The 22,997-nt window shown below is 59.6% G+C and carries 48 protein-coding genes; 1 reads left to right on the top strand and 47 read right to left on the bottom strand.

What is annotated here, in order from left to right; genetic code table 11:
- Window positions 1–22: 22 nt before the first annotated feature.
- From B5X69_RS10995 to B5X69_RS10970, 6 genes are all read right to left on the bottom strand, one after another.
- The gene (locus B5X69_RS10995; RefSeq protein ID WP_079638750.1) at window positions 23–700 is read right to left on the bottom strand and encodes a hypothetical protein; all 678 of its coding nucleotides are present in this window, start codon (window positions 698–700) and stop codon (window positions 23–25) included.
- Between the two features lie 87 nt (window positions 701–787).
- Window positions 788–2,332, bottom strand: a complete 1,545-nt coding sequence (locus B5X69_RS10990; RefSeq protein ID WP_079638749.1) for a helicase-related protein — start codon at window positions 2,330–2,332, stop codon at window positions 788–790.
- On the bottom strand, window positions 2,259–2,882 hold the full coding sequence (locus B5X69_RS10985) for an AP2/ERF family transcription factor (RefSeq protein ID WP_176141573.1): 624 nt from the start codon (window positions 2,880–2,882) through the stop codon (window positions 2,259–2,261). The genes B5X69_RS10990 and B5X69_RS10985 overlap by 74 nt, the downstream gene beginning before the upstream one ends.
- A gap of 161 nt (window positions 2,883–3,043) precedes the next feature.
- The gene (locus B5X69_RS10980) at window positions 3,044–3,559 is read right to left on the bottom strand and encodes a hypothetical protein (RefSeq protein WP_079638747.1); all 516 of its coding nucleotides are present in this window, start codon (window positions 3,557–3,559) and stop codon (window positions 3,044–3,046) included.
- On the bottom strand, window positions 3,556–4,080 hold the full coding sequence (locus B5X69_RS10975) for a nucleoside triphosphate pyrophosphohydrolase family protein (RefSeq protein WP_079638746.1): 525 nt from the start codon (window positions 4,078–4,080) through the stop codon (window positions 3,556–3,558). Before B5X69_RS10975 ends, B5X69_RS10980 begins: the two co-directional genes overlap by 4 nt.
- The gene (locus B5X69_RS10970) at window positions 4,064–4,603 is read right to left on the bottom strand and encodes a YfbR-like 5'-deoxynucleotidase (RefSeq protein ID WP_079638745.1); all 540 of its coding nucleotides are present in this window, start codon (window positions 4,601–4,603) and stop codon (window positions 4,064–4,066) included. The genes B5X69_RS10975 and B5X69_RS10970 overlap by 17 nt, the downstream gene beginning before the upstream one ends.
- Before the next feature lie 55 nt (window positions 4,604–4,658).
- Here B5X69_RS10970 and B5X69_RS21460 point away from each other — a divergent pair, with 55 nt between their 5' ends.
- Window positions 4,659–4,835, top strand: a complete 177-nt coding sequence (locus B5X69_RS21460) for a hypothetical protein (RefSeq protein ID WP_176141572.1) — start codon at window positions 4,659–4,661, stop codon at window positions 4,833–4,835.
- A 53-nt stretch (window positions 4,836–4,888) separates the two neighbouring features.
- Here the strand turns inward: B5X69_RS21460 and B5X69_RS10960 are convergent, their stop codons facing one another.
- From B5X69_RS10960 to B5X69_RS10780, 41 genes are all read right to left on the bottom strand, one after another.
- Entirely contained in the window at window positions 4,889–5,155 is a 267-nt protein-coding gene (locus B5X69_RS10960) for a hypothetical protein (protein ID WP_139375756.1), read from the bottom strand.
- A complete protein-coding gene (locus B5X69_RS10955; RefSeq protein ID WP_079638742.1) occupies window positions 5,152–5,448 on the bottom strand; it encodes a hypothetical protein in 297 nt (98 codons plus the stop codon). Before B5X69_RS10955 ends, B5X69_RS10960 begins: the two co-directional genes overlap by 4 nt.
- The gene (locus B5X69_RS20975) at window positions 5,448–5,729 is read right to left on the bottom strand and encodes a hypothetical protein (RefSeq protein ID WP_139375755.1); all 282 of its coding nucleotides are present in this window, start codon (window positions 5,727–5,729) and stop codon (window positions 5,448–5,450) included. Before B5X69_RS20975 ends, B5X69_RS10955 begins: the two co-directional genes overlap by 1 nt.
- A 123-nt stretch (window positions 5,730–5,852) precedes the next feature.
- A complete protein-coding gene (locus B5X69_RS10950) occupies window positions 5,853–6,098 on the bottom strand; it encodes a hypothetical protein (RefSeq protein ID WP_079638741.1) in 246 nt (81 codons plus the stop codon).
- Entirely contained in the window at window positions 6,095–6,247 is a 153-nt protein-coding gene (locus B5X69_RS21455) for a hypothetical protein (RefSeq protein WP_176141571.1), read from the bottom strand. The genes B5X69_RS10950 and B5X69_RS21455 overlap by 4 nt, the downstream gene beginning before the upstream one ends.
- Window positions 6,248–6,452: 205 nt before the next feature.
- Window positions 6,453–6,719 (bottom strand): hypothetical protein, encoded by a 267-nt coding sequence (locus tag B5X69_RS10940; protein WP_079638739.1) that lies wholly within the window; start codon window positions 6,717–6,719, stop codon window positions 6,453–6,455.
- Window positions 6,716–7,078: a hypothetical protein gene (locus tag B5X69_RS10935; protein WP_217699111.1), complete on the bottom strand. Its 363-nt coding sequence runs from the start codon at window positions 7,076–7,078 to the stop codon at window positions 6,716–6,718. Before B5X69_RS10935 ends, B5X69_RS10940 begins: the two co-directional genes overlap by 4 nt.
- A complete protein-coding gene (locus B5X69_RS10930) occupies window positions 7,075–7,788 on the bottom strand; it encodes a metallophosphoesterase (RefSeq protein ID WP_079638737.1) in 714 nt (237 codons plus the stop codon). Before B5X69_RS10930 ends, B5X69_RS10935 begins: the two co-directional genes overlap by 4 nt.
- Window positions 7,772–8,305, bottom strand: coding sequence for a Gabija anti-defense Gad2 family protein (locus B5X69_RS10925; protein WP_079638736.1), 534 nt, complete (start codon window positions 8,303–8,305; stop codon window positions 7,772–7,774). The genes B5X69_RS10930 and B5X69_RS10925 overlap by 17 nt, the downstream gene beginning before the upstream one ends.
- Window positions 8,302–8,625: a hypothetical protein gene (locus tag B5X69_RS10920; protein ID WP_139375754.1), complete on the bottom strand. Its 324-nt coding sequence runs from the start codon at window positions 8,623–8,625 to the stop codon at window positions 8,302–8,304. The genes B5X69_RS10925 and B5X69_RS10920 overlap by 4 nt, the downstream gene beginning before the upstream one ends.
- A 134-nt stretch (window positions 8,626–8,759) precedes the next feature.
- Complete coding sequence (locus B5X69_RS21450) at window positions 8,760–8,924, bottom strand: hypothetical protein (protein ID WP_176141569.1); 165 nt, start codon at window positions 8,922–8,924, stop codon at window positions 8,760–8,762.
- A gap of 246 nt (window positions 8,925–9,170) precedes the next feature.
- Entirely contained in the window at window positions 9,171–9,590 is a 420-nt protein-coding gene (locus tag B5X69_RS10915; protein ID WP_217699110.1) for a helix-turn-helix domain-containing protein, read from the bottom strand.
- Window positions 9,583–9,822 carry a hypothetical protein gene (locus B5X69_RS21690; RefSeq protein ID WP_079638733.1) on the bottom strand — a complete coding sequence of 80 codons (240 nt, stop codon included), beginning with the start codon at window positions 9,820–9,822 and terminating at the stop codon, window positions 9,583–9,585. Before B5X69_RS21690 ends, B5X69_RS10915 begins: the two co-directional genes overlap by 8 nt.
- A gap of 83 nt (window positions 9,823–9,905) precedes the next feature.
- Window positions 9,906–10,712, bottom strand: a complete 807-nt coding sequence (locus tag B5X69_RS10905) for a GP88 family protein (protein ID WP_079638732.1) — start codon at window positions 10,710–10,712, stop codon at window positions 9,906–9,908.
- A gap of 18 nt (window positions 10,713–10,730) precedes the next feature.
- The gene (locus B5X69_RS10900) at window positions 10,731–11,096 is read right to left on the bottom strand and encodes a hypothetical protein (RefSeq protein ID WP_079638731.1); all 366 of its coding nucleotides are present in this window, start codon (window positions 11,094–11,096) and stop codon (window positions 10,731–10,733) included.
- Window positions 11,096–11,299 (bottom strand): hypothetical protein, encoded by a 204-nt coding sequence (locus B5X69_RS10895; protein WP_079638730.1) that lies wholly within the window; start codon window positions 11,297–11,299, stop codon window positions 11,096–11,098. Before B5X69_RS10895 ends, B5X69_RS10900 begins: the two co-directional genes overlap by 1 nt.
- Window positions 11,289–11,483, bottom strand: a complete 195-nt coding sequence (locus B5X69_RS10890) for a hypothetical protein (protein ID WP_079638729.1) — start codon at window positions 11,481–11,483, stop codon at window positions 11,289–11,291. Before B5X69_RS10890 ends, B5X69_RS10895 begins: the two co-directional genes overlap by 11 nt.
- Complete coding sequence (locus B5X69_RS10885) at window positions 11,473–11,721, bottom strand: hypothetical protein (RefSeq protein ID WP_139375752.1); 249 nt, start codon at window positions 11,719–11,721, stop codon at window positions 11,473–11,475. The genes B5X69_RS10890 and B5X69_RS10885 overlap by 11 nt, the downstream gene beginning before the upstream one ends.
- Window positions 11,691–12,077 carry a hypothetical protein gene (locus B5X69_RS10880; RefSeq protein WP_079638727.1) on the bottom strand — a complete coding sequence of 129 codons (387 nt, stop codon included), beginning with the start codon at window positions 12,075–12,077 and terminating at the stop codon, window positions 11,691–11,693. Before B5X69_RS10880 ends, B5X69_RS10885 begins: the two co-directional genes overlap by 31 nt.
- A gap of 32 nt (window positions 12,078–12,109) precedes the next feature.
- Complete coding sequence (locus B5X69_RS10875; RefSeq protein ID WP_079638726.1) at window positions 12,110–12,625, bottom strand: hypothetical protein; 516 nt, start codon at window positions 12,623–12,625, stop codon at window positions 12,110–12,112.
- Window positions 12,626–12,760: 135 nt separating this feature from the next.
- Window positions 12,761–13,057 (bottom strand): hypothetical protein, encoded by a 297-nt coding sequence (locus B5X69_RS10870; RefSeq protein ID WP_079638725.1) that lies wholly within the window; start codon window positions 13,055–13,057, stop codon window positions 12,761–12,763.
- Window positions 13,047–13,274 (bottom strand): hypothetical protein, encoded by a 228-nt coding sequence (locus B5X69_RS10865; RefSeq protein WP_079638724.1) that lies wholly within the window; start codon window positions 13,272–13,274, stop codon window positions 13,047–13,049. Before B5X69_RS10865 ends, B5X69_RS10870 begins: the two co-directional genes overlap by 11 nt.
- Window positions 13,271–13,594, bottom strand: a complete 324-nt coding sequence (locus B5X69_RS10860) for a hypothetical protein (protein WP_079638723.1) — start codon at window positions 13,592–13,594, stop codon at window positions 13,271–13,273. Before B5X69_RS10860 ends, B5X69_RS10865 begins: the two co-directional genes overlap by 4 nt.
- The gene (locus tag B5X69_RS10855; protein ID WP_139375751.1) at window positions 13,591–13,818 is read right to left on the bottom strand and encodes a hypothetical protein; all 228 of its coding nucleotides are present in this window, start codon (window positions 13,816–13,818) and stop codon (window positions 13,591–13,593) included. Before B5X69_RS10855 ends, B5X69_RS10860 begins: the two co-directional genes overlap by 4 nt.
- Before the next feature lie 230 nt (window positions 13,819–14,048).
- Entirely contained in the window at window positions 14,049–15,146 is a 1,098-nt protein-coding gene (locus B5X69_RS10850) for a hypothetical protein (protein ID WP_079638721.1), read from the bottom strand.
- Window positions 15,146–17,116, bottom strand: a complete 1,971-nt coding sequence (locus B5X69_RS10845; RefSeq protein ID WP_079638720.1) for an ATP-binding protein — start codon at window positions 17,114–17,116, stop codon at window positions 15,146–15,148. The genes B5X69_RS10850 and B5X69_RS10845 overlap by 1 nt, the downstream gene beginning before the upstream one ends.
- An 11-nt stretch (window positions 17,117–17,127) precedes the next feature.
- Window positions 17,128–17,490 carry a hypothetical protein gene (locus tag B5X69_RS10840; protein WP_079638719.1) on the bottom strand — a complete coding sequence of 121 codons (363 nt, stop codon included), beginning with the start codon at window positions 17,488–17,490 and terminating at the stop codon, window positions 17,128–17,130.
- Entirely contained in the window at window positions 17,487–17,792 is a 306-nt protein-coding gene (locus B5X69_RS10835; protein WP_079638718.1) for a hypothetical protein, read from the bottom strand. The genes B5X69_RS10840 and B5X69_RS10835 overlap by 4 nt, the downstream gene beginning before the upstream one ends.
- 53 nt (window positions 17,793–17,845) lie before the next feature.
- A complete protein-coding gene (locus B5X69_RS10830; protein ID WP_079638717.1) occupies window positions 17,846–18,274 on the bottom strand; it encodes a hypothetical protein in 429 nt (142 codons plus the stop codon).
- Window positions 18,256–18,444 carry a hypothetical protein gene (locus B5X69_RS10825; RefSeq protein WP_079638716.1) on the bottom strand — a complete coding sequence of 63 codons (189 nt, stop codon included), beginning with the start codon at window positions 18,442–18,444 and terminating at the stop codon, window positions 18,256–18,258. Before B5X69_RS10825 ends, B5X69_RS10830 begins: the two co-directional genes overlap by 19 nt.
- Window positions 18,444–18,914 (bottom strand): hypothetical protein, encoded by a 471-nt coding sequence (locus B5X69_RS10820; protein WP_139375750.1) that lies wholly within the window; start codon window positions 18,912–18,914, stop codon window positions 18,444–18,446. The genes B5X69_RS10825 and B5X69_RS10820 overlap by 1 nt, the downstream gene beginning before the upstream one ends.
- A complete protein-coding gene (locus B5X69_RS10815) occupies window positions 18,907–19,173 on the bottom strand; it encodes a hypothetical protein (protein ID WP_079638714.1) in 267 nt (88 codons plus the stop codon). Before B5X69_RS10815 ends, B5X69_RS10820 begins: the two co-directional genes overlap by 8 nt.
- Before the next feature lie 137 nt (window positions 19,174–19,310).
- On the bottom strand, window positions 19,311–20,069 hold the full coding sequence (locus B5X69_RS10810; RefSeq protein ID WP_079638713.1) for a hypothetical protein: 759 nt from the start codon (window positions 20,067–20,069) through the stop codon (window positions 19,311–19,313).
- A 183-nt stretch (window positions 20,070–20,252) separates the two neighbouring features.
- Window positions 20,253–20,402: a hypothetical protein gene (locus tag B5X69_RS21445; RefSeq protein ID WP_176141568.1), complete on the bottom strand. Its 150-nt coding sequence runs from the start codon at window positions 20,400–20,402 to the stop codon at window positions 20,253–20,255.
- Between the two features lie 150 nt (window positions 20,403–20,552).
- Window positions 20,553–20,780 carry a hypothetical protein gene (locus B5X69_RS10805; protein WP_079638712.1) on the bottom strand — a complete coding sequence of 76 codons (228 nt, stop codon included), beginning with the start codon at window positions 20,778–20,780 and terminating at the stop codon, window positions 20,553–20,555.
- A gap of 1 nt (window position 20,781) precedes the next feature.
- Window positions 20,782–21,147, bottom strand: a complete 366-nt coding sequence (locus B5X69_RS10800) for a hypothetical protein (RefSeq protein WP_079638711.1) — start codon at window positions 21,145–21,147, stop codon at window positions 20,782–20,784.
- Window positions 21,144–21,626 (bottom strand): hypothetical protein, encoded by a 483-nt coding sequence (locus tag B5X69_RS10795; protein WP_079638710.1) that lies wholly within the window; start codon window positions 21,624–21,626, stop codon window positions 21,144–21,146. Before B5X69_RS10795 ends, B5X69_RS10800 begins: the two co-directional genes overlap by 4 nt.
- A complete protein-coding gene (locus tag B5X69_RS10790) occupies window positions 21,623–21,871 on the bottom strand; it encodes a hypothetical protein (protein WP_079638709.1) in 249 nt (82 codons plus the stop codon). The genes B5X69_RS10795 and B5X69_RS10790 overlap by 4 nt, the downstream gene beginning before the upstream one ends.
- Before the next feature lie 54 nt (window positions 21,872–21,925).
- Window positions 21,926–22,246: a DUF2958 domain-containing protein gene (locus tag B5X69_RS21945; protein ID WP_245798702.1), complete on the bottom strand. Its 321-nt coding sequence runs from the start codon at window positions 22,244–22,246 to the stop codon at window positions 21,926–21,928.
- Window positions 22,243–22,386 carry a hypothetical protein gene (locus tag B5X69_RS21940; protein WP_245798701.1) on the bottom strand — a complete coding sequence of 48 codons (144 nt, stop codon included), beginning with the start codon at window positions 22,384–22,386 and terminating at the stop codon, window positions 22,243–22,245. The genes B5X69_RS21945 and B5X69_RS21940 overlap by 4 nt, the downstream gene beginning before the upstream one ends.
- On the bottom strand, window positions 22,386–22,997 hold the full coding sequence (locus B5X69_RS10780; protein ID WP_079638707.1) for a hypothetical protein: 612 nt from the start codon (window positions 22,995–22,997) through the stop codon (window positions 22,386–22,388). Before B5X69_RS10780 ends, B5X69_RS21940 begins: the two co-directional genes overlap by 1 nt.

Raw genomic sequence — 22,997 nt, 5'->3', positions numbered from 1 at the left:
GGGGAAGCCACCTGCATGAGGCTTAGTCGAGCTCTTCGAGCAGCTCGAAGCGAACAACACCCCACTCGTTGTTGTTCGAGTTCGTCTTCTTCTCGTGAATGAACTTCACCTTCAGACGAGCTTCGAGGAGCGCCGGGTCCTTCTTGTTCAGCGACTTCACGAAGCGCTGGAACTCCTTGTACCCGGTGAGGGACGGCGTGTAGCCGATCTCAAGGCCGGCTTCGAAGACGGTCGAGGACTTGGGGTCCTTGACGTCTTCAGCCAGTTCGAAGGGGATTTCGACGGTGTCGTAGGGACCATCGACCTTTTCGTTGGTCTTCTGCAGACGAGCGAGTTCGGCCATGAAATTCTGGCCGCCCACGGTTGTCACGCCGTCGTAGCTCTTCACGAAGGTCGTGTTGCCTCCCGTGTTGGCACGGATCTGGCTGATCACGACGACGTCGCTCATTTCGATGATGCCGACGACTTCATCGAGAAGGCCCTTCATATCGCTGCCGATTTTCAGACCTTCGGTCTTCGGAAGCAGATAGGTCTCCACGAGGATGCCGGCGTTATCGTTCACCGACTGCAGCGTCCGCTTGGCGGGGACACCACCCGGCTGCTGGAGCGCGGGGGGCTGATAGGCCGGAACGTCCGGAACCTGGTGTGCTGCTGCGGCTGCTTCGGCCTGAGCCATAACATTATCAAGTGCGGTATTCATAAGAACTCCGAATTAAGCATTGGGAAAGTCCAACCCGAGAATCTTAGAGACGCTCGGGCTGTCGGTCTTGTTGAGACGAAGAAGTCGCTATGCGACTTCCAGGATTTTTCGGGTTGGATCGACCTGGTTGGCCATTTCTGACTTGACCTTGACGATCTGATATTTGCGCTGATCGACGCTATCTTTGTACTGAACGAAGATCACACGCAGGGGTGTCGTACGGGAGCCGCGACTTGCACGGCGGTAGGCCTGCAGAACATTGACGTCCTTGTAGTCGATCGAGATGAAGACCACGAGGTCCGCCCGTTCCCAGTTGTAACCTACGGCGACGGTGGGACCCGACCCGACGATCGCATCGAGCTCGCCCGCGCGGAATGCCGCGTCGATCTTTGCTCGCTGTTTCGCCGAGACGTTTGCGTTGATCAGGCCGACGCGCAGTCCTTGTTCCTCAAGGACTTTGACGCACCGTTCCTGCTCGGGTTGGAGTTGAGCGAAGACCAGCATAGGCCGGCCCTCTGTTGCTAGGGCGGCAAGGTACTTGTCCTTGCCTGTTACCTCGCCCTTGGCCAGCCCCATGGTTTCGGGGTGGCCCATGATTTGCTGGGCGCGGATTAGGTTGACGCCGGGGAGCGTGCCGTCGAGCACTTCCATATTCTCGAGCTCGAGCATGGCCTGCTCGTGGAACTCGTCATATTTCTCCCGGCACTGCGGCCCCATCTCGACGACCTTGGTCTCGAAATGGACTGGCTCGTCGCCATAGACCTCCTCGAAGGTGTGGCGCACGGAGTGGCGCGCCAGGATGGCCTTCAGCTTGTCGAAGTTGTGCCACGATTGGACTTTGCCGTAGTCGTCGATCCACGCAGCATGATAATCCAGAAAACCCTGATAGGACCCGTAATACCGAGGCTCGATCGCGTGAATGGCCGGAAAGGCGCTGTCGAGGCGCCCATCGATCAGCGTGCCCGTCATGCCACAGAACTGGCTACAGCGCTTCATGACATGGAAGAAGCTCTTTGTCTGCTGGCTGTTGGCACTGGAATAGCCCATGTGCAGTTCGTCCACGAGCAGTAGATCGATCTCCGGATGGGTATCGAGCATTCTCTGCCAGTGGTTGCGGAGAAAGGCGAACGTGCAGATAAAGACCTTGGCGTCGCCTACGGTGGCGATCAGATCCTTGGCTTCTTCTTCGACGAACTTGATGCTGAAAAGCGGTTCACCGTCAGGTCCGACTTTACCGGTCGGCACTTTTGTCCGTTTCTGCCGGACAAAAGTCGGACCGACCCAATCCTTGGTCAGGGGCGCGAAGTCGCTTTCGAGGATCGCGATGTCCTCGGGGTCGAACGCGGTGAAGAGGGCGAACTCGTCCTTGTTCTTCTCCATCAGCGACTTGGGCATGACCCACAAGGTCTTCCGCCCGTGCTTGGCCCAGTGGTAGTAGGCGAGGACGCAGACCACCCCAGTTTTTCCTGTTCCGGGGTCGCTCAAATTAAGCGACTTCTTTGCCCCAATGTGAAACGCAAGATCAGATGCTTGATAAGGGCGGAGCGTGTAAGGCGGCTCAGCCATAATTAAGCTCAGCGAATTGTCCGTGATACCTTCTCGCGGCACTGTCGTAGGCGCGAGCAGCGTCATCCTCGTCCGCAAACTGGCCGAGGCTGATTGGCTGACCTTGGAACTTTATGACCGCGCGCCACAGACCGTTGTCGGGTCTCCAATACACGCCCTTATGCTTGCTGGTGGGACCGGCTTTGAGTTTTCGCGACCAAGCACGCCGATGTTGCGCACTCTCAGTCTTCGTAACTGCCCGGAGGTTGCATCTCCGATTATCCAAGGTGTCATAATTCACATGGTCGGCGATGAGCGGGTCACCTGCCCCGAGCCCGAGAACAAACCGGCCCAGCTGAACCGCCCGGCCGTCAATCTTGGCGCGCGCAGTAACCGGGTGGGCTCGCGTGTCGTCACCGACTGCAAACCACTTGTGCTGAACAACTGCTTCAAGATCCTCGGGGGAAATCTTTGACCAATACCCGCGGGTTAACGGAATTTCCGGCCCGTCGGGGGTAAATCGGTAGCCTCGACGTAGGTCGTGGTAATTTTGAACTAGTTCTGAAGAATCAATGTCCTTCTCGATGCACTCGATCAGCGCGTCTAGTAGGCTTCTGTCGTTTTGAAAGTCAGCCACGAGGCCTCCCCAAATGATAGGCGCCGCACGCGTGGCAACGATACGCCCGAAGGCGATGACTCTTACCCCGCCGTCGCAAGGTGTGAGTCATCGCCTTCAGTGCCTCTGGATGGGTTCGGTAGGCGATCTTTCCGGAGCAGCCCCTGACGCCGTTGTTGGGACTAAACTCCAGCACTTTCGAACACCCTCTTCGTGATTGCGCGAAATACGAAATCGAACGCCTGTCCGACCCAAGTGAAGATCGACGTGAACTCGCCCAGCAGGTAGAAGGGCCAGTAGGCGATGCGCGAACCGATCCACCGCTGGCGATCACGCGGTGAGGGCGGGTCAGAATGGAAGCCGTACCGAGAAAGGATTTGGTCTCGCGTCAGGCGGCCTCGATCGGCCAGATCACGGCTCAGCGCGATCATCTCTTCACGCCACCGAAGGGCGGCCCAGCCCAGCCCGATGGCGAGGTACACGACGATGCCGCCGGCAACGACGAGGCCCGACACGTCGGGGAGGGGAATGCTGTCGACAAAGAAATGCGCCGCCACCGCGAGCGCGGTCAGCCACAGCGCAACGAACCAGACCGGGATATCTTCGTCGCGGTCGGCGCCGTACCCGAGTGCCCCGACGGGCACGATCAGACTGACGGCGAGTGCGATCCAGAAGATCAGGGAGCCGAAGACGATCACAGCTTCTTCCCTCCCGCCGCGGCACGGGCCTCGGGCTTGTGGTCGGCGCGCTGCGCGTTGTAGTCGCGCTTCTGGTCGGTGATGCCCTCAATGTCGTAGCGATACGTTTCGGCGATAGTGTCGATGACGAACAGGGCTTCGCCCAGGCCCTCGGCGAGCTTCTGGCGGTCGTTCTTTCGGTGGCCTTCCATCGCCTTCGAGATGCAGTTGACGGCATCCATGATGCGGAAGGTCGGGAAACCGGGGTCGGCAAAGAAGCCGCCGACAGGAATGCCGAGCTTGCCGCACAGGTCAAAGATACGGATGCGGGCGTCGGCCAGCTCGACGGGAAAGCTGTCGAGGTGGGGAAGATGCTGGTCCTTGTCACCGCTGCAGAAGCCTTCATCGGCCTCCGAGAGTTCGGTGACCACGAGCATCAGCTTGGTTGCGATCAGCTCCGGGGTGACTTCGTCAGGCCACCAGCCAGCATTGGCCGAGGCGGTGTGCAGTTCGACGCAACGGTCGTTAAGCCGCGAGTTCATAAAAGCGCTCCATGAAAAGTTGATAGGCTTGGTCGGGGTTGAGGGGGTCGAGACACAGGTCATCGAGGCGCGGGTCCTCCACGCCGTGGAGAACCTCCCAGTCCGAGAAGTCCTGCTTGATCAGTTCCTTCTCGACCTTGAGCATCTGGAGGTCGGCGTATTTGACCTCCGGCGGCAGTGGGAACTGAAAGCCGAACTGCCGCGCCATCTCCGTCTCGATCGAGACTTCGAGGTCCTTGAAGCCGGGGATCACCTGCTTCAGCGGGGTGGTGATGTCGTTAGTGAGCGCCTCGGATGTGTCGTGAAAGAGCCCGGTGAAAGCGAGCTCCCTCGGCACGAGCATGCTCACGTTTACAGCGTGCTGCGCAATCGAGTAGTGCCAGGGCAGGTGCCCAGCAAAGCGACAGTTGTTTGCGAGGGGCCGGGCAATATCCTCGATAGCGAACGAGGTATTGCTTGGGCGGGCGTAGTCGAACATGACGCCCGATAGAAGCGCGATGCCGTCGGATAGTTGAATGGTCATCCAGCCCAATTAGGGGGGCGGGGATTCGTCGTCGCGCCAGTTATTGGAAGTCGCTGTGCGACTTATTCACTTCTTAAAGGGCACCCCGAACCTCAACGCCGAGCGGCAGGGCCTCCCAACGCCGGGGGTTCTTGACGACATGGACCAGACCGAGCTTGCGCAAGCGCTGGCGGGCGCGGTCCTCGACGCGATTGGCGAGGGCGAGGGGCTGGCCGTCGCAGACACGGCGTAGGAACGCCTTCTCGATGTGGCTCAGTCCTTGGGCGATTGTCGCCACTTCAACGGTCATGGTTTCTTCACCTCAAAGAGATGCGGAAAATCGGCAATGGCGTCGGCGAGATCGGCAGGTGTGACATAGTCGGACCACTCGTCGAGGTCGTGGCGTAGCCAATCTTCGGCGAGCTCGGTGGTGCGTTCGATCGCGACGATCGCGACACGAACCTCGCGCTGATCGTCTCGCGTCCCGTCGAGATAGGCCTCTCGCAGCGCCTCGACGCCGTGCTCGTTCGCGGCAATCTCCCGCGCCATCGCCAGCACTTTGGGGTGGGTCATGTCCGTCTCCACACGCTCATCCGGCCGTGCTCCGGCTGGGTAATTAGCACGACATTCTCCGGCCAGTCCCATTCCAAACCGAGGACAAATTCCGCAAACTCGGCCGGATTGACAAAGTAGTTGTAGCCGGCGCTGTATTCGCGCCGTTGCGGATGCTTGGTGCCCCCGCCATGATCCGCGACATCCTTCAGAGGCCCAAAATTCCTCTTGGCGAGCCAATCGGTCACGGCTTTGATCAAGCGCGGGTCCTCGGCGGGTCCGGTGAACAGGCAAACGCCTGTGACGACGCTCATCAGCTATAAACTGCCATCACGCCGGTTCGCTTTTCGATGCCGCCACTGCCGTCGTAACAGGGCGTTACGGCCTCAGCTTCCTCGCGCGTGTCGAAGCGCTTGGCCAAGCCTTGATCCGGTGAATACCAGTAGCCGCGCATTGAGGGGCTGTGGTCACTTCCCTCGTTGTAGCAGAGGAAGGTGCGAGGTCGATATGCCCTCGGCTCCTGATACCAGGAGATGAATTTTACCGACGGCGCAGGCTCTGCTAACCGCCGGATTAGTCCCGCAAGCCATTTCATTGACGCATCTCCAATTTGACACAGCCGTAGTGCCGGCGCGCTCGCAGGGCAACGCAAAGGGCGAGGAGCAAGCTCTCGCCGAGATACAGTTCCGCGTACTCGGTGCCGGTCCATCCGCGGACCTCAAAGGTGTTGCCCATTGAAAAGGGCCTTTCTGATTTCCTCCTTCGCAGCGCGCCTGCCCTGCTGGTAGGCGCGCCGAGCGACTTCGAGGATGTGTTCGGCCAATATTGCTGCGGTCTGCTCGGGGTCGGCCACCGGATAAAGGACCCGAGCCGAGCCCAGGACCACGCTCTTCTCGTGGGCCTTGGGTAGGTTCGGTATCCAGCAGTTGGTCAGCTTGTCGATTTCGGGGTCGAGGACGCTCATGCGAACCGCTTCTCGAAGCCCTCGGTGCCGAAGAAGTCGTCCTGCTCCAGCAATTTGATCTCGCCATTAATCGCGTCGATAAAGTCCGCCAGTTCATCGTCGTCGATGCGATTTACGTAGGCACGAAACATTTCAGGGGTAATATTCATAATCTGAACCTCGGATGCGTGATCGCGCTCAGGATCATGTCCATCGCAATCGATCTATTATCAAATTGAGAGCGGCCGATGTCGACGCAGGCCGTGATGCCGCTCAGGGTGTGGGTGACTTTGACCCCAGACGGGCCAGGGCCAGCGTGCTGGCCTCCCTTCGGGCGGGGAGGCCAGATTTCGATCTGGACGTGGTCAGCGTCGATCACGACGCAAACTCCACCCGGAAGGGGTGAACGGTCGCGTCGGCTGTCATGTCCGCAAGGTAGGTCGGACTGTATCCTATGTGCTTGAAATACATTCCACGTCTATTTTCGTAGAGCTTTTTGAAGCAGGACTGGCCTGTCGCAAAATTGATGACGGTCACGTAGAGGTCCAGCCCCGCCTGCTGATTAGGGTGCTGTGGGTGCTTGACCGGACCTGCGGCGAGCCCGAAGTGCGGATAGGAGGGGTCGTATTTGACAGGGATCATGCCATTGCCCTTTCCTCGTCCGTCGCAGGGCGAATGCCAACACACTCAAAATCAATGTTATCGTCGGTCGCCCATCCGTCGCCTTTGTAGAATTCAGCCGTAACGCCCTCGACGACAAACCAGCCCTCCTGCTTGGGACAGTCGACGATGTCTTCCAGCACATAGTCGAGGAAACCGCCGTAGGACTGCTCGTAGCTTGCTGCGCCGGTAACGCCGTCCTTGCCGCCGATAACCGTGCAGGTATCGATCTTGAAGCCTTTCCAGTCCCGACGTTCGTAGGGGCTTTCATCGGCAATGACCTCGATCAGGACGTCTTCGGGGGAAGACAGGTCGATGCGTTCGGGCTCATCGTTCATCACGTCTCGATCTCCATCGTCAACGGCGTCCAGCCGGGGTTCTCGCCCGGATAGCCACGCGGGTTCGTCACGATGCGGACACCGTCGACGACGACATCGACCGGAGCGTGAGTGTGGCCGTGGTGCCAGACCGCTATCTTGTCCCGGTGCTTTGCCAGCAGAGGCCTCATGTGCGGGTTCCAATACCACTCGTTCGAGAAGTGGCCCTTGAAGCGCGGATCGAGCGACGCCGTCGTCGGGGCGGTGTGGGTGACGACGATAGCCCGTTTGACAACGGTCAGTGCCCGGTCAATGAATTTGGCGTCCCGCAGCGCAAGCGCGTTTGCCTGCTCGGCGTTAATGCCGATGAACCGGCTGTCGTTCATGTAGCTGCGCCAATAGGGCTCGTCCGTGACACAATACCAACCGTTCGCGCCAATCAGACAGAGGCTCCCGAGAGCAAGGTCGATGCTGGTTCTCTGGTCCAGGCCTTCGTAAAAACCCTTCTCAGTCTCCTCGACAGACCGCCCCTGCGCCACATTGGCGTAGTGCTCGTGGTTGCCGTCGACCGCGAAAACGAAGTGACCCTTGCGCTTCAGCTTGTTCAGATATTTGAGGCCGACGAGGCCGTTGCCGCAGTCGCCGGCCACGATCACGTTCTGCTCGAGCGGTGGGGTCTTGGGTTGGGGGTGGTCGAGGTGCAGGTCGGAGACCAGGCTATATTTGAAAGTCATCGATCAATCTCCAGTCGCCCCCCATGCGCTCATTAAAGCGCGCGAAGCGGGCGCGGCTTCGTTCGAGCCGGTCGTCGAGGAAAAGGGTCACGGTCTTGTTCGCGCGATCAGCAGCAGCCTCCGGCGTGTCGTGGATTTCGCCGTCATACCAGCAACGGGCGACACCGAAGTCGAAGCGTTCGACCATATCGTGGGTGTCGGCGAACGTGACGCCTATCAGATCGACTTGGTAGCCGGCGATGACCCCGCGCGTGACAAGCGCGATCTCGTTCATGGCGTCATATTCGGCATCCTTGTCGGAGCCGAGCGCTTCGAACCCAGCCGGATTCGTGAAGCGGTCGACATTGACGAACACGTCGATGTCCTTCGGGTTCACTCCGAGCAGGTAGTCGCGAACCGCACCGCCAGCGACAATCGCTCCGGCAGGCATTTCAGCCAGGATGGCGTCCCAGAGTGCGGGACCGTTTGGCTGCGGGGGGATGTCGATGGTTGGCGTGGAACAGGCGAACTCGATCACAGCCCTAGCTCCTCGTCCAACTTCACCATCTCGCGGAGAGCCGCACGTCGCGGGGAGTCGTCAAAATCGCGTTTGGCCATTTCGATCGCATCCTCAAGAATGCCCGGCAGAGCCCGCTGTGCGGCCTGCGAGATGTACCAGAGAGCCAGCGCGGCGTTTGGCGTGCTGCTTGCAACGAGCGTCGGCCCGCCGCGGAGCACGGCGTCGATATGCTTTTCTGGAGAAGCATACTCATTGAACCAGAGCAGCGCGTCGGCGGCCTTTACGCGACGTGAGGCGTAAGCGAGTTCAGCACGGTCGCGCTTCTGCGCTTCCTTCACCTTGATTGGATCTATCATTGTGGTTCGCCCTTTCCAGGCGCCTGATCGTCAGAATCGATCTGCCGAAGCACTGGGCGGCCACCTCAGGGGTGGCCCATTCCAGCGCTTTCAGAATTGCACCGCGCTCCTCGGCGCTAATTCGCGACATCGATCTCTGCACGAATGTCGTTGGCGCGGGCGCGATAAATGATCGCGGTGCCGCGGTGGTAGTGTCGGTTTTCGAGGTCAGTTTCGCCGCGAGCCTCGTGCTTGTCGGCGAGCCGTTCAAGCCAATAGGCTATCGACTCTCGGTCGGACATGATGATCTCCTGATGAAAAGGGGATCACCCGTCTAATACCTACCCGAAGCGATTGCCTCAGTTGAAACAGAAGTCACACAGCGACTTGATGAGGTTGTGACAGCACCGCCGAAATGCGGTTTCGCAGCGCCGTAGAGTTGGTGCGGGCGGCCAGCTCTCGAAGCTGGTCGCGGGCTACGCGTTCGACAAGGGGGTTTCCCGGGCCAGCCCGGTTTAGTCTGGAGACGATTGTAAAATATTCTTTCGTCAAGAGAATATCTTTCGACAGAAATCTGCAAACGGCACGTTGAGATACCGAGCAAAGCGCTCGAGTTCGCCCAGCGTCCAATTGTGGCGATACGGCCGCTCAGACGCAAGGCGTTGCTGCTTGGATGACAGACCGATGGCCATGCTGATCGTCAAGGCATGATCACGCTCCCTCGCTTCGTACATGAGATCAGCAAGGCGATGACGGACCAAGTTGCTATCGGACGTGATGCCGACGGGCAACTTGTCCCGGTCCATCTTCGCAGCCTCGGCGGAATTGTAGTCGAGGTCATACTTCTTGATGATTTCGTAGCAGGTGACCTTGCAATGATCGAGCGGCATGCCGACCAGTCTACTAATGGCCTTGAAGGACGCTTTTTCCTTTAAGAGAGCGAGAATTTGTTCTTCTCGCTCATTCAAAAGAGCCCGGCGTCGCTCCAGAGCTGTGACTGTCCCAGTGGTCACGTAGGAATACTCCCGAGTAAAATTCCGCGATGTGTCGGGGAGGCTCTGTGATGGCGTCTCTCACCTTGAGCATTAGCTGGACCTTGTCCTCATCTTCCCGAATTTGGGCGATGGTCTCGGTCTTGAGCCATTCCTCAAATAGGGCGCTCAGAACATCAAAAAACACACCTTCAGAAATAGGTTTCATTGACAATTTCTCAGCCCTTCGGGTTGGTGAAGGGGAGGGCATAGCCGACCCGAAGGGCTACCACAAAAACAATTCGGTGCAGGCTACGCAGCCAACAAGTCGCTGTGCGACTTGTGCACAAATCCCGTGTCATCGGCCTTGCCTCGTAACCCTTTAACCTTCAGGCCAACAACACAGGGGCTTGGATCTGCGGGACGATAATCCGTCTCGTCTCCGTCGATCACGGGGAGGCCAAGAAAAGTGCTAGGCACCTCCCCGACAGGGAACACTACGGCGACATTTCGGCCGCGTTTCATTTCTGCGATCACGTCCAACATATTGTCCTCCTTCATGGAAAACGTGAGGTGGTAGTTTTCCGGCGAGTCGCGGCCGGGGATCGCAGTGTAATCATAAAACTGGACTGTAGGAAATATCCTAGTGATCTCGTTTTGTTCCAAATTGGCAGTAGGAAATTTCCTAGCGAGTTCCTTCTTAACATCGGGGAAAAGCACGAATTTCTTGCGTTCCCACACGATATCGCTGGTTCCGTTGAGGCGAACTGCCGCGATAAGATTTTTCCTATCGGCTCGGCGCACGTGGTCGGCAATCTCGAGAACGAGAATGTTCATGAAGAGGTTACGGTCGTCAAAAAACAGCCGCGTACGCTTCAGTCGAGCCTGGGTTTTAGCCGTCATATAGGCCGGAGATCCAGCGAAGTGCAGACACGCCGCCGTACAGCCAGCCGAGCGCTTCGGACACACCTCTCGCCCCGACATATTACCGGGGGCGAGGTGCAGAACGGCGGTGCTAACGCCCAGTTTTTCGTTCTTCGCGACTTTGGGGTTGCTGCCTTCGTCAGACAGCAAGGAGCGGACCCCCGCGCGGGCGCGGAGGTCATTCAGCAGTGTCATAGGAAATTTCCTAGCTGATCAGCTGGAGGCCCAGCCGAAGAAGAGGTACTGGACGTCGCCCTCGCGGACCTCGATGAGCCCTGCCGGCCCCCGTTTATCGTCCACCCGAGGATCGCAGTCGTCGATCAGCCTCTCGGCGAGATCACGGGCTTCCGCGATAGTGTCGACAGTGTCGATCAGCACGAAGCTGTGCTTCATGCCGATGCCACCCGAGTAGCTGTGGCCGTTCTCGTAGCGGTCTTCGTCGCAGAGCCGTTCGAATGCCGTCTTGGCGTCCGGCCAATCCGCATATCCTGAACGATACTGGTTAGGCGCGAACTCGATGAGTTCACCGGTGGAATAGGTGCCGCGGCGGGCAGTGACGTAAAATGTGTTGGCGCCCATCAGTAGGGCTCCGCCGACGACTCGTAGATCGTCACGCCAGGGAGTACCGACGGGTCGAGCAGCTGCACGAGGCACGCGGTAACGTCGACGTCATTCTCGTCCCCGAAGATATCCCCGGGGTGAACGCCCTGTTCATCCATATAGCTCTGACGAGCGGCGTAGTAGAGGGATTTCTTGTCATCGACACGAAGGTCAATGGTCACTTGGTAATTCAAGGCGGTTCACCTTGCAGACGAACTCGATCGACGTGCCGTCGTCGTGTCCGAAGGGGTATTCGATCTCGGCCTCGATCAAGACTTTGACGGGGCCGTGCTTCTTGAGGTGGGTTGCCAGCTTGTGCCGGCCTTTGGTGACGTCGAGGAGGGCGAAGTCGCTACTAAACTTCATCACCGGGATGCCATGTGCCTGCCGCGCGCTCCGCCCACTTCGCAGCGAGAGCGTCGTCATCCTCCTTGGTGCGGACATTATCGAGAGACCACTCGTAGGACGTGACTTCGCGCTGATCGCTGTTGTCGAACTCGTATTCCTCGACGATGCGCTTGGCCTCATCGAGGGTGTCGGCTTCTATGTCGACCTCCTGAACTGTGCGTTCAGTCAAGTCGTAACGGATGGTGAAGACGGGCATCGTGCCAGCTCCTCAAAGCGCCACGCCACATTCTGGGCGAGGACAGCGAGCCGCGGCAGGTCGCAGCTCTGGATTTCTTCTTCGACCGAGATCTGGCGTCTGACCTCGGTCACGAATTCTTCCCGTTCGGGAACATTTGAAGGGGTCGGGGGCTGTTCAGTGCTAGTTTCTTCCCGTTCGGGAACACGCCCCTCGAGATCGGCGCGCATTTCGTCCATCAGCTTGTTCAGCTCGAACACCTCGTCGCACCAGCTTTGGGCGATCGCCAGCAGCCCGGCCTTATCGGTCGGGATGTCGAACTGCTCGAACTGCTTGTTTACAGCGCGAGCGTCAGCCTGCGTGCCGGCGATGATCATCCGGCCGTTCTCGTCTTTGGTTCGGTAGAAGATCACGGCAGCAACGCCTTCATCTCCGCCATCTTGGCGTCGAACATTTCCTTTGCCCGGCGGTTGATCTCCTCGTCGGTGAGACGATTGACGCGCTTTTCGATCCGGCTTTCGACGTCTACATCAGCGACTGCCTTCGCGATCGCGTCGGAGTAGGCTTTCGAGATCTGGGCGACAGCGTCGTCGATGACGGCGCTCTTATGAGCATCGACCAGCTTCTGGATCTCAGCCTTGACTTCGGGAGAAGGCTGGAAGCGGGAATACCAGTCGCTGCTGCGGCGAACGAGCCTGGCCTGCAGCGCGTGCTCAATCTTTCCTTGGATATCGCTGTCTTCCTGAACAGCGCGCATAACCGCCGAAAGAAGTTCCGGCTGTGCCACTTCAAGTAGGCGGCGTGCGTCTTTCTCATAGAACCGCCGGCCGAGCTCGGAGAGCAAAGCAGATTTCAGTTCCAGTTCGAATTCGGGGTCATCATCGACAAGCGCGCGAAGCGCCTTGCGATCGAGGGTGATTTTCATTCTTCAACTCCTGCCCAAAGCATCGCGTGCCCACCGAAACACAGGTGCCAGTAGCGCCAATATTTCAGGGCAAGCGGATCGCTCCGTTTGAGTTTCTTGCGGTGGTATTTGCGTAGGCGGTCGTGCTTCCAGCGGTCACGCTTCGGGATCATTGGGCACCCAAACCCACGCCATGACATAGGCGCCGTCGTCGCTAACCGAGACCACGGCGTGGTCATCGATCTCGCACTCGCCTTCACGGACGAAATCGAGCTCGGCCGCGACGGCCCGGTAGGCCGGGTCCTTGGCGTCGGGGCTAAGATAAGTGTCGATGCGGTTAAGCAGCAGCGACGTCTCGTCCTCGGTGAGGGGACGTCCGGCTTCGAGATAGTCCTTGAGAAGAGCCATCTCGCCGTTCGTGAAGCAGACCCAGGTCGCGCTGTCAGTCGACATCTTCGACCTCCTCGACGTCGTCGTCGACGGAGACGATCGTCATGGCAGGTGACACCGAAAAGTCCGGCAGATCCTCGTGGTCGAAGGGGAGACCGCTCACGTCGTAATCGGTGTCGATCTCGCCCTCGGCGACAACCGCGGCCCGGGCTTCTTCAGGGGTGTTCGCCTTCACATAGGCAGTGGCGGCGACTTGGCATTCGACGCGGAAAAGCTTCATGCTTCCTCCTTCACGAAGACCGAAAAATCCCCGTAGAATTTGCCATCGTGCTCGACGAGACCGTCGACGACGGGCAGGTGGTGGTCGGTGGGGTGGATATCGCTCAGCTCACGGCCGCCTGCCCACGATTTCATCTCGGCGAACTTCTCGGGAAAGAACTCCTCAATGACGTCGAGATGCGCTGCGATCTTGATGTCGCACATGTAGGTGACGTGAACATAGTCGAGAGGACCGATTGTCGGCCCATCGAACCCCCAGTCGTCGAGCTGTTCGTCAGGCGCGTTGCGGCCGTGGAAGAGGTGTAGATAAACGCCGGTCACAGGAGGGCCTCCTCAACAGCGACGAGCTCGTTGATCGCAACGCGCACGCGGCGCGCCGCTTCTTCAGCGTCGTCACAGCCCTCGTCCTCCGAGAGCTCGATCATCAGGAAGGTGAACAGGGTGTCGCCGACGTCGTGGATTTCGTCGGGCTGGACGTGATCGAATTCGCCGTCGGCATAGATGTTGGCGACGATGCGTTGGGGTCGATTGAACTTATTGGACATGGGGCCGTAGCTCCAATCGATCACTGGACGTTTCCATCCATAAGCGTGCTCCGCATTTCAGCGGCTCGTGCGGTCGGTAAACGAACCGGCCAACGACCTCGCCATCGACGACGAGATCGACTTCGTGGGCTCGCTCGGAGCCCCGATAATCCCGGAGGATTATCGGGGGCTCGTTGGTGCCGTGTTTCCGGTTGGAGGCGATGGCACACTGCGCGACATGGAGGATGCGCTTACGAGAGCGGCGGGAGTTCGCCATGGACGTGCTCGCCAGTGCTCAGGAAGAAGCCGCGCTTGTCAGGGCCAACAAGGACCCAGCCCAGCGGCGTCGTCGGTTCGTGGGGATGGGCGTCGGCGATCTCATAGGGGTCGATCCAGTCGAGGCACTCGACGAGATCCCAGTCGTCCTCGTAGGCGTCGCAAACGCCGTCTGCACCCGCCGTCACGAGGTTGCCACCGATCTGATAGACCGCCTTGTCCTCGGTTGTGCCTGGGAGGAGCTGAACCTCGGTGCCGTCGCCCGTCTCCCAAGTCTGGCCCGGCCAGTAGCGGAACGTCTTGGTCTCTTCCGTACCGTAGAAGACGGTGGTGGTGCCGAAATACTCGTCGATCTCGATGGGCGACGTCTCATCGATGATTTCCATCCGGCAGCACCGGCCCTTGGTGTCGTTGTAGTCACGCGGGATGGCCGTGACGTCAGCGGGGTCGATCTTCACGATCATCACCGGGTCGTCGCTGGAGCCGACAGGGCCTTTCTTCAGATACTCGATCGAGCAGAAGTGAATGCCGGAGGAGCAGGTGCGGTCAGGGTCCTCGTCGCACTCGCCCCGCGGCATCTCGAGAACGGCGCCAACCTTGTGAAAAAAGGTGCTGCCGGTCCTGTGATCCCAATAGTCTTTCTTCACTCGCTTGAAGGCGAGGATAAAGCCATCAGGGGTGATCGGCAGATTGGCCTTCTCGATCCACTGGTAAAGCTGCTGCTGAGCCCGATAAGATGGATTACCCTGCAAACGCTCCAGAAAGGCGACGAGCGGGGCAACAAGACCGTCCTCGCCACTCTTCAGGAAAGCGAGGATCTTGCGGGTGAGGTAGGTGTCGACCGGGCGATCCTGATATGTCAGGACGCCATCCTCAATGCGGACATAGCCCTGCATGTACCGGACCACGGCTTCCTTGATATCGACGAGACCTCGATAGAATTCGACATCGTCAACGCCATCGCGAAGGGCCTCGCGGACCTTCTCGAACTGGGCGTGCGACGAAGGAACGACAACGGGTTTGGACCCGAGCATCAGGGTGATGCTCTGGTCGGTCATGATATAGGGGATCATCAGATGAACTCCTTGAGGAGCTGCTTCAGCGGCTCGCTCAGATAATTTGCTTCGAGGAGGGCTTTCGCCCGCCACTGCTTGGTGTTGAATGCGTTGGCGAGCCGCTCAGTATTGAGGCGAGGCGGCAACTTGGGAGTGACGGCGTCCTGCAGAACGGCAGGGGCGCCCTTCGCGGGTTTGATGTATTGCTCGTGCAAGGCAAAAATCTTGCCAAGCGGCGTGTTCGGCTTCGGCGCCCGCGGGAGCCGATCGACATATCGCAGGAGGGGTCGCAAGTGCTCGTCGTTGAGCAGGGCCTTCGCCTGCGGCAGGGTCGGGTATTCGGAAAGCTTTCGAGCAAATGCGGTTTTGTAAGCTTTCTCGAAGGGCGTGAAATGCTTCACGGCCTTGGCATCGCCCTTGTTCACGAAATAGATCTCATCGAGCGGAATGAGGCCCGACAGGATCTGTTCCTGAAGCGAGTAAGGGATCCCGAAATTCTCCATCACAACGACAATGCCGTCATGAGGCATAACAATTTCCTCCATGTGATCCCGCCACTTAGCGCCCCATTTCGTGATTTGGCGGTATTGGAAAACACGGGCGTCAGTGCGCTGCGCACTCGCATATCTGGCCCGCTCGGGCTTCGGCAGATCCGAAGTCAGGATGACGTCCTGCGGATTGCCATAGGCTTCGAGTGCTTTCTCGCCACGAAGGACGAGAACTTCCTGGCCGCTGTAGAGGTTACTCTCGGCCCAATGACGGATGCGAGCGATGTTAGCGTTCTTCGAGCTCGGCTCGAGATCGTCATAGATGACGTACTTGATGCGGTACGGCGTGACGCTGAGGTGGCTTTCCCAACGCGCGGGTGGAACCTTGTGAGCGCGACGTGAGAGCTCGAACTTCCACGCTTCGACGCCCGACATCACCGGGGGAGTCAAATACTGCTTGATCTCCTGGCCGCGCCAGCGCGCGTACTGGGTCACGAGCTTGCCGCGGCCGATATGATATTCGCCGCCGATTTCTTCATGCATGGCGATCGTCGCCGCCCAGAGCGAGGGTTCCTTGTCGAACATCGTCGGGATCGAGGCGACGACCTCGTCGATGATCTCTTCAAGCTTGTCGGCGATCGTCTGGTTGGTGAGATCGCTGTAGAGCAGCGTCTCGCGCGACGGCGTGATGCTGACCGATCCGATCGGGACATAAAGATCGAGACCGCAATAGAAGAAGGGATTGAGCCGATTGTTAGACCGGAGCTCGTAGGGCAGCTTCGTCACTTCCACGGGGTAGCGCACGCCGCCCATGACGACGTGGAAAGTGCGTGTCTTATTGATAATGCCCCAGCCGTCGCCGAACTGGTCATATCTGACCGGTTCTATCGAATAATTGGTCACTTTTGGGAACGGAGTGAAGAAGGGGAGCACCTTTTCCGCGGCTTCGCGAAAAGCTCCGAAATCGCTGACTTCGACTGGGAAGCTGACCTCGACACCGTTGGGGGCGCTGGTCGGCTCCTGGGACAAGAGCGCGATCGCCGGGATGCTGTCCTCGTCCTTGTACACCGAATAGACCGAGCAGATGCCGTCGTGCGTGGAGACGACGACGTACTGGTCGGTGTAGGAGAAGGGCGCCTTTGAGCCGATCCCCCAGCCCCCGATTTGGTCGTTCGACTGGTCCTTGGTCGAGCCATCGGTGTAGGCCATGTACGACGTCATCATGAACTCGTGGCTCATGCCTATCCCGCTATCGGTGACACGGAGATAGGGATCGAACTCGTCGGGAAGCCAGACCGTGACCGGGGTCTCGATCTTGCCCGCCGCGGTGTGGGCGTCGATGCCGTTGGCGACGAGCTCGCGCACAATCGCCGTATATTTGTCCGCGTAGATCTGGGTGGCGAACATGTCGAAGACCTTCGCCGTGGCTTTGACGGTGGCACGCGCTGTCTCCATCACGCCCGAGGGCGTGACGTTGCGTGCCTCATGCTGAAGCAACATGTTGAAATTCCTTATCCGTAAACGATCTCACCGTAGACGGCGAGCTGCAGGAAGACGTCGGCGTCTTCCGCGTCGTAGGTTTCATCGACCACGGCGAGTGCCCGCCGCGGGTACAGTTCGTTGAGGAGGCGCCAGCCCTTTGCGAGGGTGTCGGCGTCGATCGTGTGAACGTCGCCCTCGCAATCCGTCAGCGCGAGCTTGAAGGGCGAGCAGTAGAAGCGGGGGTCGGCGTAGTAGGGGGGCTCGAACAGATCCGTGCCGCTGACGAGCTCGAGCTCGTGAGCCCAGTAGCCGCATCCGCCTTCAATGGCGGTCACCATCAGGTCGGCGAGCATGCCTGGGCTGAGGGAGTAGGTCACGGTTGCGTCGATCACAGCACGATCTCCCTGATAATCTTGGACATCTGCTTGTCGCCTTGGACGTAGCCGGGGCGGGGGGCGTCGGATGTGGGGGTGCCAAAGCCGGCCTCCTCGATCTTGTCGACGCGCAGGAGCGCCCAGCAGGGTAGGGGACGGCTTGCCTCGCCGTCGATCTGAAAGCCCCGGATAACGGGGGCGTTGTCCTTGACCGAAAGGCCCACAGCGTGGACTTCGATCGTCTTCGGCTTACCCTCATAGAGGATGCACAGGGGGATGGCGCGGTCGAGCGCCTCGACCGCGAGTTCGATAATGTTCATGTGGTGAGAGTCCCTAAAACGGTAGCGTTTGATAGGGCGTTTGGGGGTAATCGCTATGCGAGATAGTTGAATTTCTCGGGCAGCGGATCGGGTCCGCACGTGATGGCGGTGAGCTCGTCCTCGTCGGGGATGGGCTTACCGTCGAGTAACCATTTGATCCGAAGCCCTGCGCCTCGGGGCGTATCATCAACCAGCGCCCATTCGCCGCTGAAACACCATTCGGCTTCCTCCGACCACCAGCGCAGGCCAAATTGGCGAAGGCAGTAGCCCCGCCATCCTTCGTCTAACTCGGGTTTGATGCCGGCACGCGGCCCGTGGCCGAGCGCACAGGCAACCGTGCCACAGGAGTGCACCGAATCTTGGGGGAGATACTCGACCTCTGTTCCGGGGATCCTGCAGAAGGTCCCCATGTCGAAGTCGTCGTAGTCGGGGGGTAGGGCCAGCAGGTAATCTGCCAGCTTGTTCAGATTGTCGCGGTGCATTTTATCACCTCAAGGGCTTCGCGGGCGGCCTGGGAGAGCTGCTCGCGGGTCTGCCAATCGAGCGTCGAGTGAAAGATCACATGACGCATAACGTCTTCGATCTCGGCCAGCAGTTCGGGGTCAGCGACGCCAGTGGCTTCGCTGATCGTCTGGGTATATTGAGAGGTCATCAGTGATCTCCCTTGGGTTGAGCGAGGGCGGCGCGGAGCATGGCGTCCCATATTTCGTCCACGACGCGGCGGATTGGCTGCCTGCCTCCCCATAGGTCACTGCTGAAAGCGGCCAGATACATCGCCTCGGTGGGTTCGCGCGGCACGGTGACACGCTCGGTTTCATCAACCTCCTGTGCGGGGGTGGCGGAGAGGGCGGCGAGATCATCTGCGATATCGAGCGGGTCTGTATCGAGGATGCCGCTCGGAAGCGTCATATCGTGATCGTTGGCGAGAAGCCAATCGGAGATGGCGCGCAACCATTCTTCTGCTCGCTTTACCGCATCCTCCCCCGCCGCGCGGTTCTCGCCTGACGGGACGTAATTCGGGTCTGCCGCACGCGCTGCCGATTCCATTGCGGCCCTGAACGGCGCATAAAATTTCTTTGCACGTTCTGCTGCTGCACGCGCCTCGTCCCACGCATCACTCATGGACGCGCTCGATCATGGGGTTCTTGATCCACATGCGGTCCCAGTTTGCGCGATTGTCGTAGGCCATCCAGTGGGCGAGAGCCGCTGCAGCTTCCTCGTAAGTCGCAAAGACCGTGGCTTCGTCGGGGCGGTGGGGTCGGACAATATTGGGGCCTTGCCCAACGAAAAGCTGCCCGAAGCGAACCTGCCCGTAAGCATATTTCGCGCCGCGCTTGGCGCGGGAGGGCTTCTTGATGGTGAAGCGGATTCTATATGGCATTTCGCAGGGTCTCCAGACGTGGCCGGACAAGCAGGCCCTGCTCGTCGGCGTATTTGTTCCTCAGGTTTTGGAGGTGCGCCTCGCTTTGGCGAAGCTGGGTTTGCAGGCGGTCGTGGCGCGCAAAGGCGCGGCGGAGTTCAGCCGCCGTAGACTGTCGTGTCATAGAGGCGATCCCCGGTCGGAAGGTCGTTGTGCAGGGCGTAGAGGATGCGCTTGCCGGCGCCTTGGGGCGTGTTGTCGATCTCGCTCCACGAAGCGCTGAACATATAGTTGGTCAATCTGGTGTTGTTTCCGAAAACACGAGGAATGTAGTCGCCCCAATACTCACCCGGAAGCGATGGGATGCCTGCCATCGGTCCATGACCACCGGCGCAGGCGACGGTTCCGCATTCGGTCGCGCCCGGGCTACGGCCGTCCGCGGTCCACCACGACATGTCGAACTCTTCGTAGTCCTCGGGCAGCGCAATCAGATAGGCCGCGAGACGGCGCAGGTTCTGATACTGTTCGAGGGTCAGGCCGTGCGGATATGCGAAGCCTTCGGTCGAGTTGTGGGCAAGGAAGTGGCGGATGCGGAGGGCGGCCGCCCAGGGGCAGTCGACGTTGCTCTCACTGAACAGAAAACGGTACGCAGGGGAATAGAAGGGGGCACCGAGAAGATCTGCCGCCACATCGTTCCAATTCGCCTGCCCCTCCCAGCCGCTGATGCCCGTGTAAGGAACATGGCCTACGGCGCAGGCTGAGGTGCCGCAATGATCAGGATTACGGACGGAGATACCATCGAAAGACGTATCGTCACAATTATACACATCCATGTTGAAGTGGGCGTAATCGACCGGCAGCTCAATCAGGTAATCAGCCAAGATCGATAGGTTGTGCCGTTGTAGATCGGTGAGCATTGTCGAGCTCCTCGAGAATAGTGAAGCCAAGCGCGAAGGCTTGTTGCCGTGTTCGGCAGGATTTGATGAAAAGGGCTTTCGCCTGGTCGTACTGACCGGCGAGGAGAAGTTCGGTGATCGGATGATGGGCCATAGTTTTGGGTCTAAATAAGAGACCCGGAGCCCGTGACTTGTGAGGGGGAATTATGCGTACGCAATCCCGGCAAATACTGCGAAAAGACCGAAGGCCAGATCGAGGAGGTGGACGGGGCTGAAGCCGTGGTCGAGGATTTCGGCGAGCGCGCCTCCGAGAATGTAGCCGCCAGCAATGCTGGCTGCGAGTGCCGCTGTCATATTTCGTTCCTTTCCATGAACTTGATCAGGCTCTCGCGGTGCTTGAACCGGCCGAGGCGCTGGAGTTGGTCGAGGGTGTAGCCGTCTTCCTTCGCACGGCGGAGGACGCGGACCTTCTGCTGGTTTTGGATGCGGCGGGCGTGCTGACCCCTATGTGGTTGGCAGAGCACGCCTTTTCTCCTCGCGGCGCTGACGCGCCAGAAGATCCTTGGCCTTCGGGTTCGTAAGGCCGAGCCACTTGCCGCGGCCCATGTAGTGGACCTTGCGGGGCGGCATCGTGATGTAACCGAGGAGCTTACCAGTTTTCAGGTCGATCTTCGGATGGACGGGCTTGGAAGGGAGGACTTGCCGCTGGATGCGGCGGACGAGACTGCTCATATTACCAAGCTTTCTGGAATTGGGTTTTGATGACGACGTAGTGGTCGCAGTCGGCGATGCCGGAGACCACGAGGTGGCCGATGTTGCCGGGGTTGGCGACGTGGAGAGTGTCGGCGGCGGTGTAGGAATAGTCACCGCCTTTCCAGCCCTGGAAGGTGCGGCCGTCGATCGCGCTCTTGAGCTCGTCGTGCAGGTCGCGGACCGTGGGCTGCGCATCGGGCATGTTGGAGTGGCCCAATGCCGGCTCGGCATAGATGCCGCGCCACGAGGCTACGGTCGTGGGACGCGCCGGGAAGTCGAACTCGATCAGGGCGTCGGGGTCGCAGTTGCGAAGGAGAACGATAAGGTCGCCGATCGTGATCGTCATGAGGCGTACCTTTTGTCGAATTCGCGGTAGAGTTGGCGGTGACCCCGGCAGGGCTCGTCGCAATCTTTGGGGATTGGCTTGTCAGCTAGGACGTAGCGGATGCGCGCGGCGGCGCCCCAGTGGTGGTTGTCGACCTCGTCCCAACCTCCGCCAAACATCCAGTACCAGCGGGGGCCGAACTCGCCGGATTCACCCGTGAAGAGACAGGAGTAGCTGTTCCAGTCGACACGGTGGTCGTCGAAGATCATTTTGGGCGGGACGTAAATGCCTGCTGCAGGGCCGTGGCCGACTGCGCAGGCGACGGTTCCGCACGAGGCGACCCCGCCGTTGTGCAGGGCATAGTCCTTGACCGTCTGCACCGCCGCGTGATCGGGTACGAGATAGCTGTCCATGTCGAAGTGCTCGTAGGACTTCGGCAGGCTCTCGAGGTAGGTCGCGAGCTTGTCGAGACGCTTGCGGTTGATGGATTTCAAGGTCATGCTACTAAGTCCTTGATGCTCTCGATTGCGAGGCCGAGGCGGAATTTGAGGATCTCGCAGGCGAGACCCGTCGCAACGATGAACTCGCCGTTGTGCTCGAGCCGGTTCAGATTGAGGGTCAGGGAGTCGTAGGCCTCGGTGGCTGAGTGCATCGCGATATCGAGCACGCGCTCGGCCTGGTCCCGCTCGACGCCTTTGGCGATGAGAAGGTCGACGTTGGATTTGCGGAATTCTTCTGCGGTCATGTGCAGGGGCTCCCAGAATTTGGGGCGGACGGACAGGTGTTGCGGAGGAAGTCGCTATGCGACTTGCAGGATAGATCCCGCCGTGCGGGCCTTGTCGGCCCATTCGGTAATGGTCAGATCGGTTGAGAAGTGAATGTCTCGCTCGATGCCGAGGCCGAAGGGGAGGCGGAGGCCTTGTAGTTCCTGGAGGCTGATGTAGCCGAGCTCGGGACAGCCGAATCCCAGGTCGGCGAGGCCGAACAGGGTGTCGCCGTCTTCGTCAAGTTCGGAGACGAGCCACGTTGCGGCGCCGACGGGATTGAAGAATTTGACGAGGGGTTTGCCGGTCTGGTTCGTTTGAAGTGCTTTGACCAGCGACGCGGTTAGGAGTTTCACTTGCGTTTCTCCGCGGCAAGGGCTTGGCGAATGCGGTCGAGCACGGCCTTGCGGTGGTCGTAGAAGTCGTCGCTGTGGGTGCGAACGCGCTGGAGTTTGGGGTCGTATTCGCCGACGACGGGGCGGGGGCGGGGAGGCATCACCATGTTCTATGCTTTTCGGCGACCCACTCGCCGCCGTCGTATTCGCAGATCTCCCATTCAACGTCGTCGGGGATCTCAACGATTTCGAGCTGGGCGAACTCGCCATTCGCCGCGGTGCCGAGCTCCTCGACGGCGGCGATGAGGGCCGGGTCGTCGCGGTCGAGGTCTGTGTCCGAGATGCGTGCCGCCGAAAACTCGGCATTGATGCGCTGACGCTCTTCCAACGGGAGAGTTGCCCAGTTGTCCGGGACCTCGATCGGCTCCGGCACCAGCCAGTAGGTCCAGTATTTGACCAGACTGAATTTCCCTTGGCGGGGATAGAGGGTCAGACCCTTGTGCCGGGCGTAGGCGAGCATGCCCTCGTGGCTGAGGCTGAAGCCGCCGTAACAGCGGTTGACTACGATTTTGCGCGTTTCGCGAAGCGCCTCGCCATAGCTATTGGCCATTTCCTTGGCCGGAGTCAGCGTGTAGCTGCCGTCCCTGTTGTCCACCCAGATGACGCGCTTGGCGTCCTCCCAGTCGTGGACGAGCTCGAGGGGGAGGCGAAGGAATATGTCGCCGTTGGGGTCGCGATCGACCCACTGGCTAAAGACGTTGCCTTGGCGCAT

Source organism: Sphingopyxis flava (assembly GCF_900168005.1).
GTDB classification, from domain to species: domain Bacteria; phylum Pseudomonadota; class Alphaproteobacteria; order Sphingomonadales; family Sphingomonadaceae; genus Sphingopyxis; species Sphingopyxis flava.
Note: the sequence above shows the minus strand (reverse complement) of the source record. Positions and strands in the feature narration are given on the sequence as shown.

Bases quoted from the DNA above. Each gene is read 5' to 3' on its own strand.
- B5X69_RS10995 (WP_079638750.1), bottom strand. From the start codon at position 700: ATGAATACCGCACTTGATAATGTTATGGCTCAGGCCGAAGCAGCCGCA.
- B5X69_RS10990 (WP_079638749.1), bottom strand. From the start codon at position 2,332: ATGACGCTGCTCGCGCCTACGACAGTGCCGCGAGAAGGTATCACGGAC.
- B5X69_RS10975 (WP_079638746.1), bottom strand. From the start codon at position 4,080: ATGAACTCGCGGCTTAACGACCGTTGCGTCGAACTGCACACCGCCTCG.
- B5X69_RS10970 (WP_079638745.1), bottom strand. From the start codon at position 4,603: ATGACCATTCAACTATCCGACGGCATCGCGCTTCTATCGGGCGTCATG.
- B5X69_RS10960 (WP_139375756.1), bottom strand. From the start codon at position 5,155: ATGACCCACCCCAAAGTGCTGGCGATGGCGCGGGAGATTGCCGCGAAC.
- B5X69_RS10955 (WP_079638742.1), bottom strand. From the start codon at position 5,448: ATGAGCGTCGTCACAGGCGTTTGCCTGTTCACCGGACCCGCCGAGGAC.
- B5X69_RS20975 (WP_139375755.1), bottom strand. From the start codon at position 5,729: ATGAAATGGCTTGCGGGACTAATCCGGCGGTTAGCAGAGCCTGCGCCG.
- B5X69_RS10950 (WP_079638741.1), bottom strand. From the start codon at position 6,098: ATGAGCGTCCTCGACCCCGAAATCGACAAGCTGACCAACTGCTGGATA.
- B5X69_RS21455 (WP_176141571.1), bottom strand. From the start codon at position 6,247: ATGAATATTACCCCTGAAATGTTTCGTGCCTACGTAAATCGCATCGAC.
- B5X69_RS10940 (WP_079638739.1), bottom strand. From the start codon at position 6,719: ATGATCCCTGTCAAATACGACCCCTCCTATCCGCACTTCGGGCTCGCC.
- B5X69_RS10930 (WP_079638737.1), bottom strand. From the start codon at position 7,788: ATGACTTTCAAATATAGCCTGGTCTCCGACCTGCACCTCGACCACCCC.
- B5X69_RS21450 (WP_176141569.1), bottom strand. From the start codon at position 8,924: ATGTCCGACCGAGAGTCGATAGCCTATTGGCTTGAACGGCTCGCCGAC.
- B5X69_RS21690 (WP_079638733.1), bottom strand. From the start codon at position 9,822: ATGAAACCTATTTCTGAAGGTGTGTTTTTTGATGTTCTGAGCGCCCTA.
- B5X69_RS10905 (WP_079638732.1), bottom strand. From the start codon at position 10,712: ATGACACTGCTGAATGACCTCCGCGCCCGCGCGGGGGTCCGCTCCTTG.
- B5X69_RS10900 (WP_079638731.1), bottom strand. From the start codon at position 11,096: ATGGGCGCCAACACATTTTACGTCACTGCCCGCCGCGGCACCTATTCC.
- B5X69_RS10890 (WP_079638729.1), bottom strand. From the start codon at position 11,483: ATGAAGTTTAGTAGCGACTTCGCCCTCCTCGACGTCACCAAAGGCCGG.
- B5X69_RS10885 (WP_139375752.1), bottom strand. From the start codon at position 11,721: ATGCCCGTCTTCACCATCCGTTACGACTTGACTGAACGCACAGTTCAG.
- B5X69_RS10880 (WP_079638727.1), bottom strand. From the start codon at position 12,077: ATGATCATCGCCGGCACGCAGGCTGACGCTCGCGCTGTAAACAAGCAG.
- B5X69_RS10875 (WP_079638726.1), bottom strand. From the start codon at position 12,625: ATGAAAATCACCCTCGATCGCAAGGCGCTTCGCGCGCTTGTCGATGAT.
- B5X69_RS10870 (WP_079638725.1), bottom strand. From the start codon at position 13,057: ATGTCGACTGACAGCGCGACCTGGGTCTGCTTCACGAACGGCGAGATG.
- B5X69_RS10865 (WP_079638724.1), bottom strand. From the start codon at position 13,274: ATGAAGCTTTTCCGCGTCGAATGCCAAGTCGCCGCCACTGCCTATGTG.
- B5X69_RS10855 (WP_139375751.1), bottom strand. From the start codon at position 13,818: ATGTCCAATAAGTTCAATCGACCCCAACGCATCGTCGCCAACATCTAT.
- B5X69_RS10850 (WP_079638721.1), bottom strand. From the start codon at position 15,146: ATGATCCCCTATATCATGACCGACCAGAGCATCACCCTGATGCTCGGG.
- B5X69_RS10845 (WP_079638720.1), bottom strand. From the start codon at position 17,116: ATGTTGCTTCAGCATGAGGCACGCAACGTCACGCCCTCGGGCGTGATG.
- B5X69_RS10835 (WP_079638718.1), bottom strand. From the start codon at position 17,792: ATGAACATTATCGAACTCGCGGTCGAGGCGCTCGACCGCGCCATCCCC.
- B5X69_RS10830 (WP_079638717.1), bottom strand. From the start codon at position 18,274: ATGCACCGCGACAATCTGAACAAGCTGGCAGATTACCTGCTGGCCCTA.
- B5X69_RS10825 (WP_079638716.1), bottom strand. From the start codon at position 18,444: ATGACCTCTCAATATACCCAGACGATCAGCGAAGCCACTGGCGTCGCT.
- B5X69_RS10820 (WP_139375750.1), bottom strand. From the start codon at position 18,914: ATGAGTGATGCGTGGGACGAGGCGCGTGCAGCAGCAGAACGTGCAAAG.
- B5X69_RS10815 (WP_079638714.1), bottom strand. From the start codon at position 19,173: ATGCCATATAGAATCCGCTTCACCATCAAGAAGCCCTCCCGCGCCAAG.
- B5X69_RS10810 (WP_079638713.1), bottom strand. From the start codon at position 20,069: ATGCTCACCGATCTACAACGGCACAACCTATCGATCTTGGCTGATTAC.
- B5X69_RS21445 (WP_176141568.1), bottom strand. From the start codon at position 20,402: ATGACAGCGGCACTCGCAGCCAGCATTGCTGGCGGCTACATTCTCGGA.
- B5X69_RS10805 (WP_079638712.1), bottom strand. From the start codon at position 20,780: ATGAGCAGTCTCGTCCGCCGCATCCAGCGGCAAGTCCTCCCTTCCAAG.
- B5X69_RS10800 (WP_079638711.1), bottom strand. From the start codon at position 21,147: ATGACGATCACGATCGGCGACCTTATCGTTCTCCTTCGCAACTGCGAC.
- B5X69_RS10795 (WP_079638710.1), bottom strand. From the start codon at position 21,626: ATGACCTTGAAATCCATCAACCGCAAGCGTCTCGACAAGCTCGCGACC.
- B5X69_RS10790 (WP_079638709.1), bottom strand. From the start codon at position 21,871: ATGACCGCAGAAGAATTCCGCAAATCCAACGTCGACCTTCTCATCGCC.
- B5X69_RS21940 (WP_245798701.1), bottom strand. From the start codon at position 22,386: ATGCCTCCCCGCCCCCGCCCCGTCGTCGGCGAATACGACCCCAAACTC.
- B5X69_RS10780 (WP_079638707.1), bottom strand. From the start codon at position 22,997: ATGCGCCAAGGCAACGTCTTTAGCCAGTGGGTCGATCGCGACCCCAAC.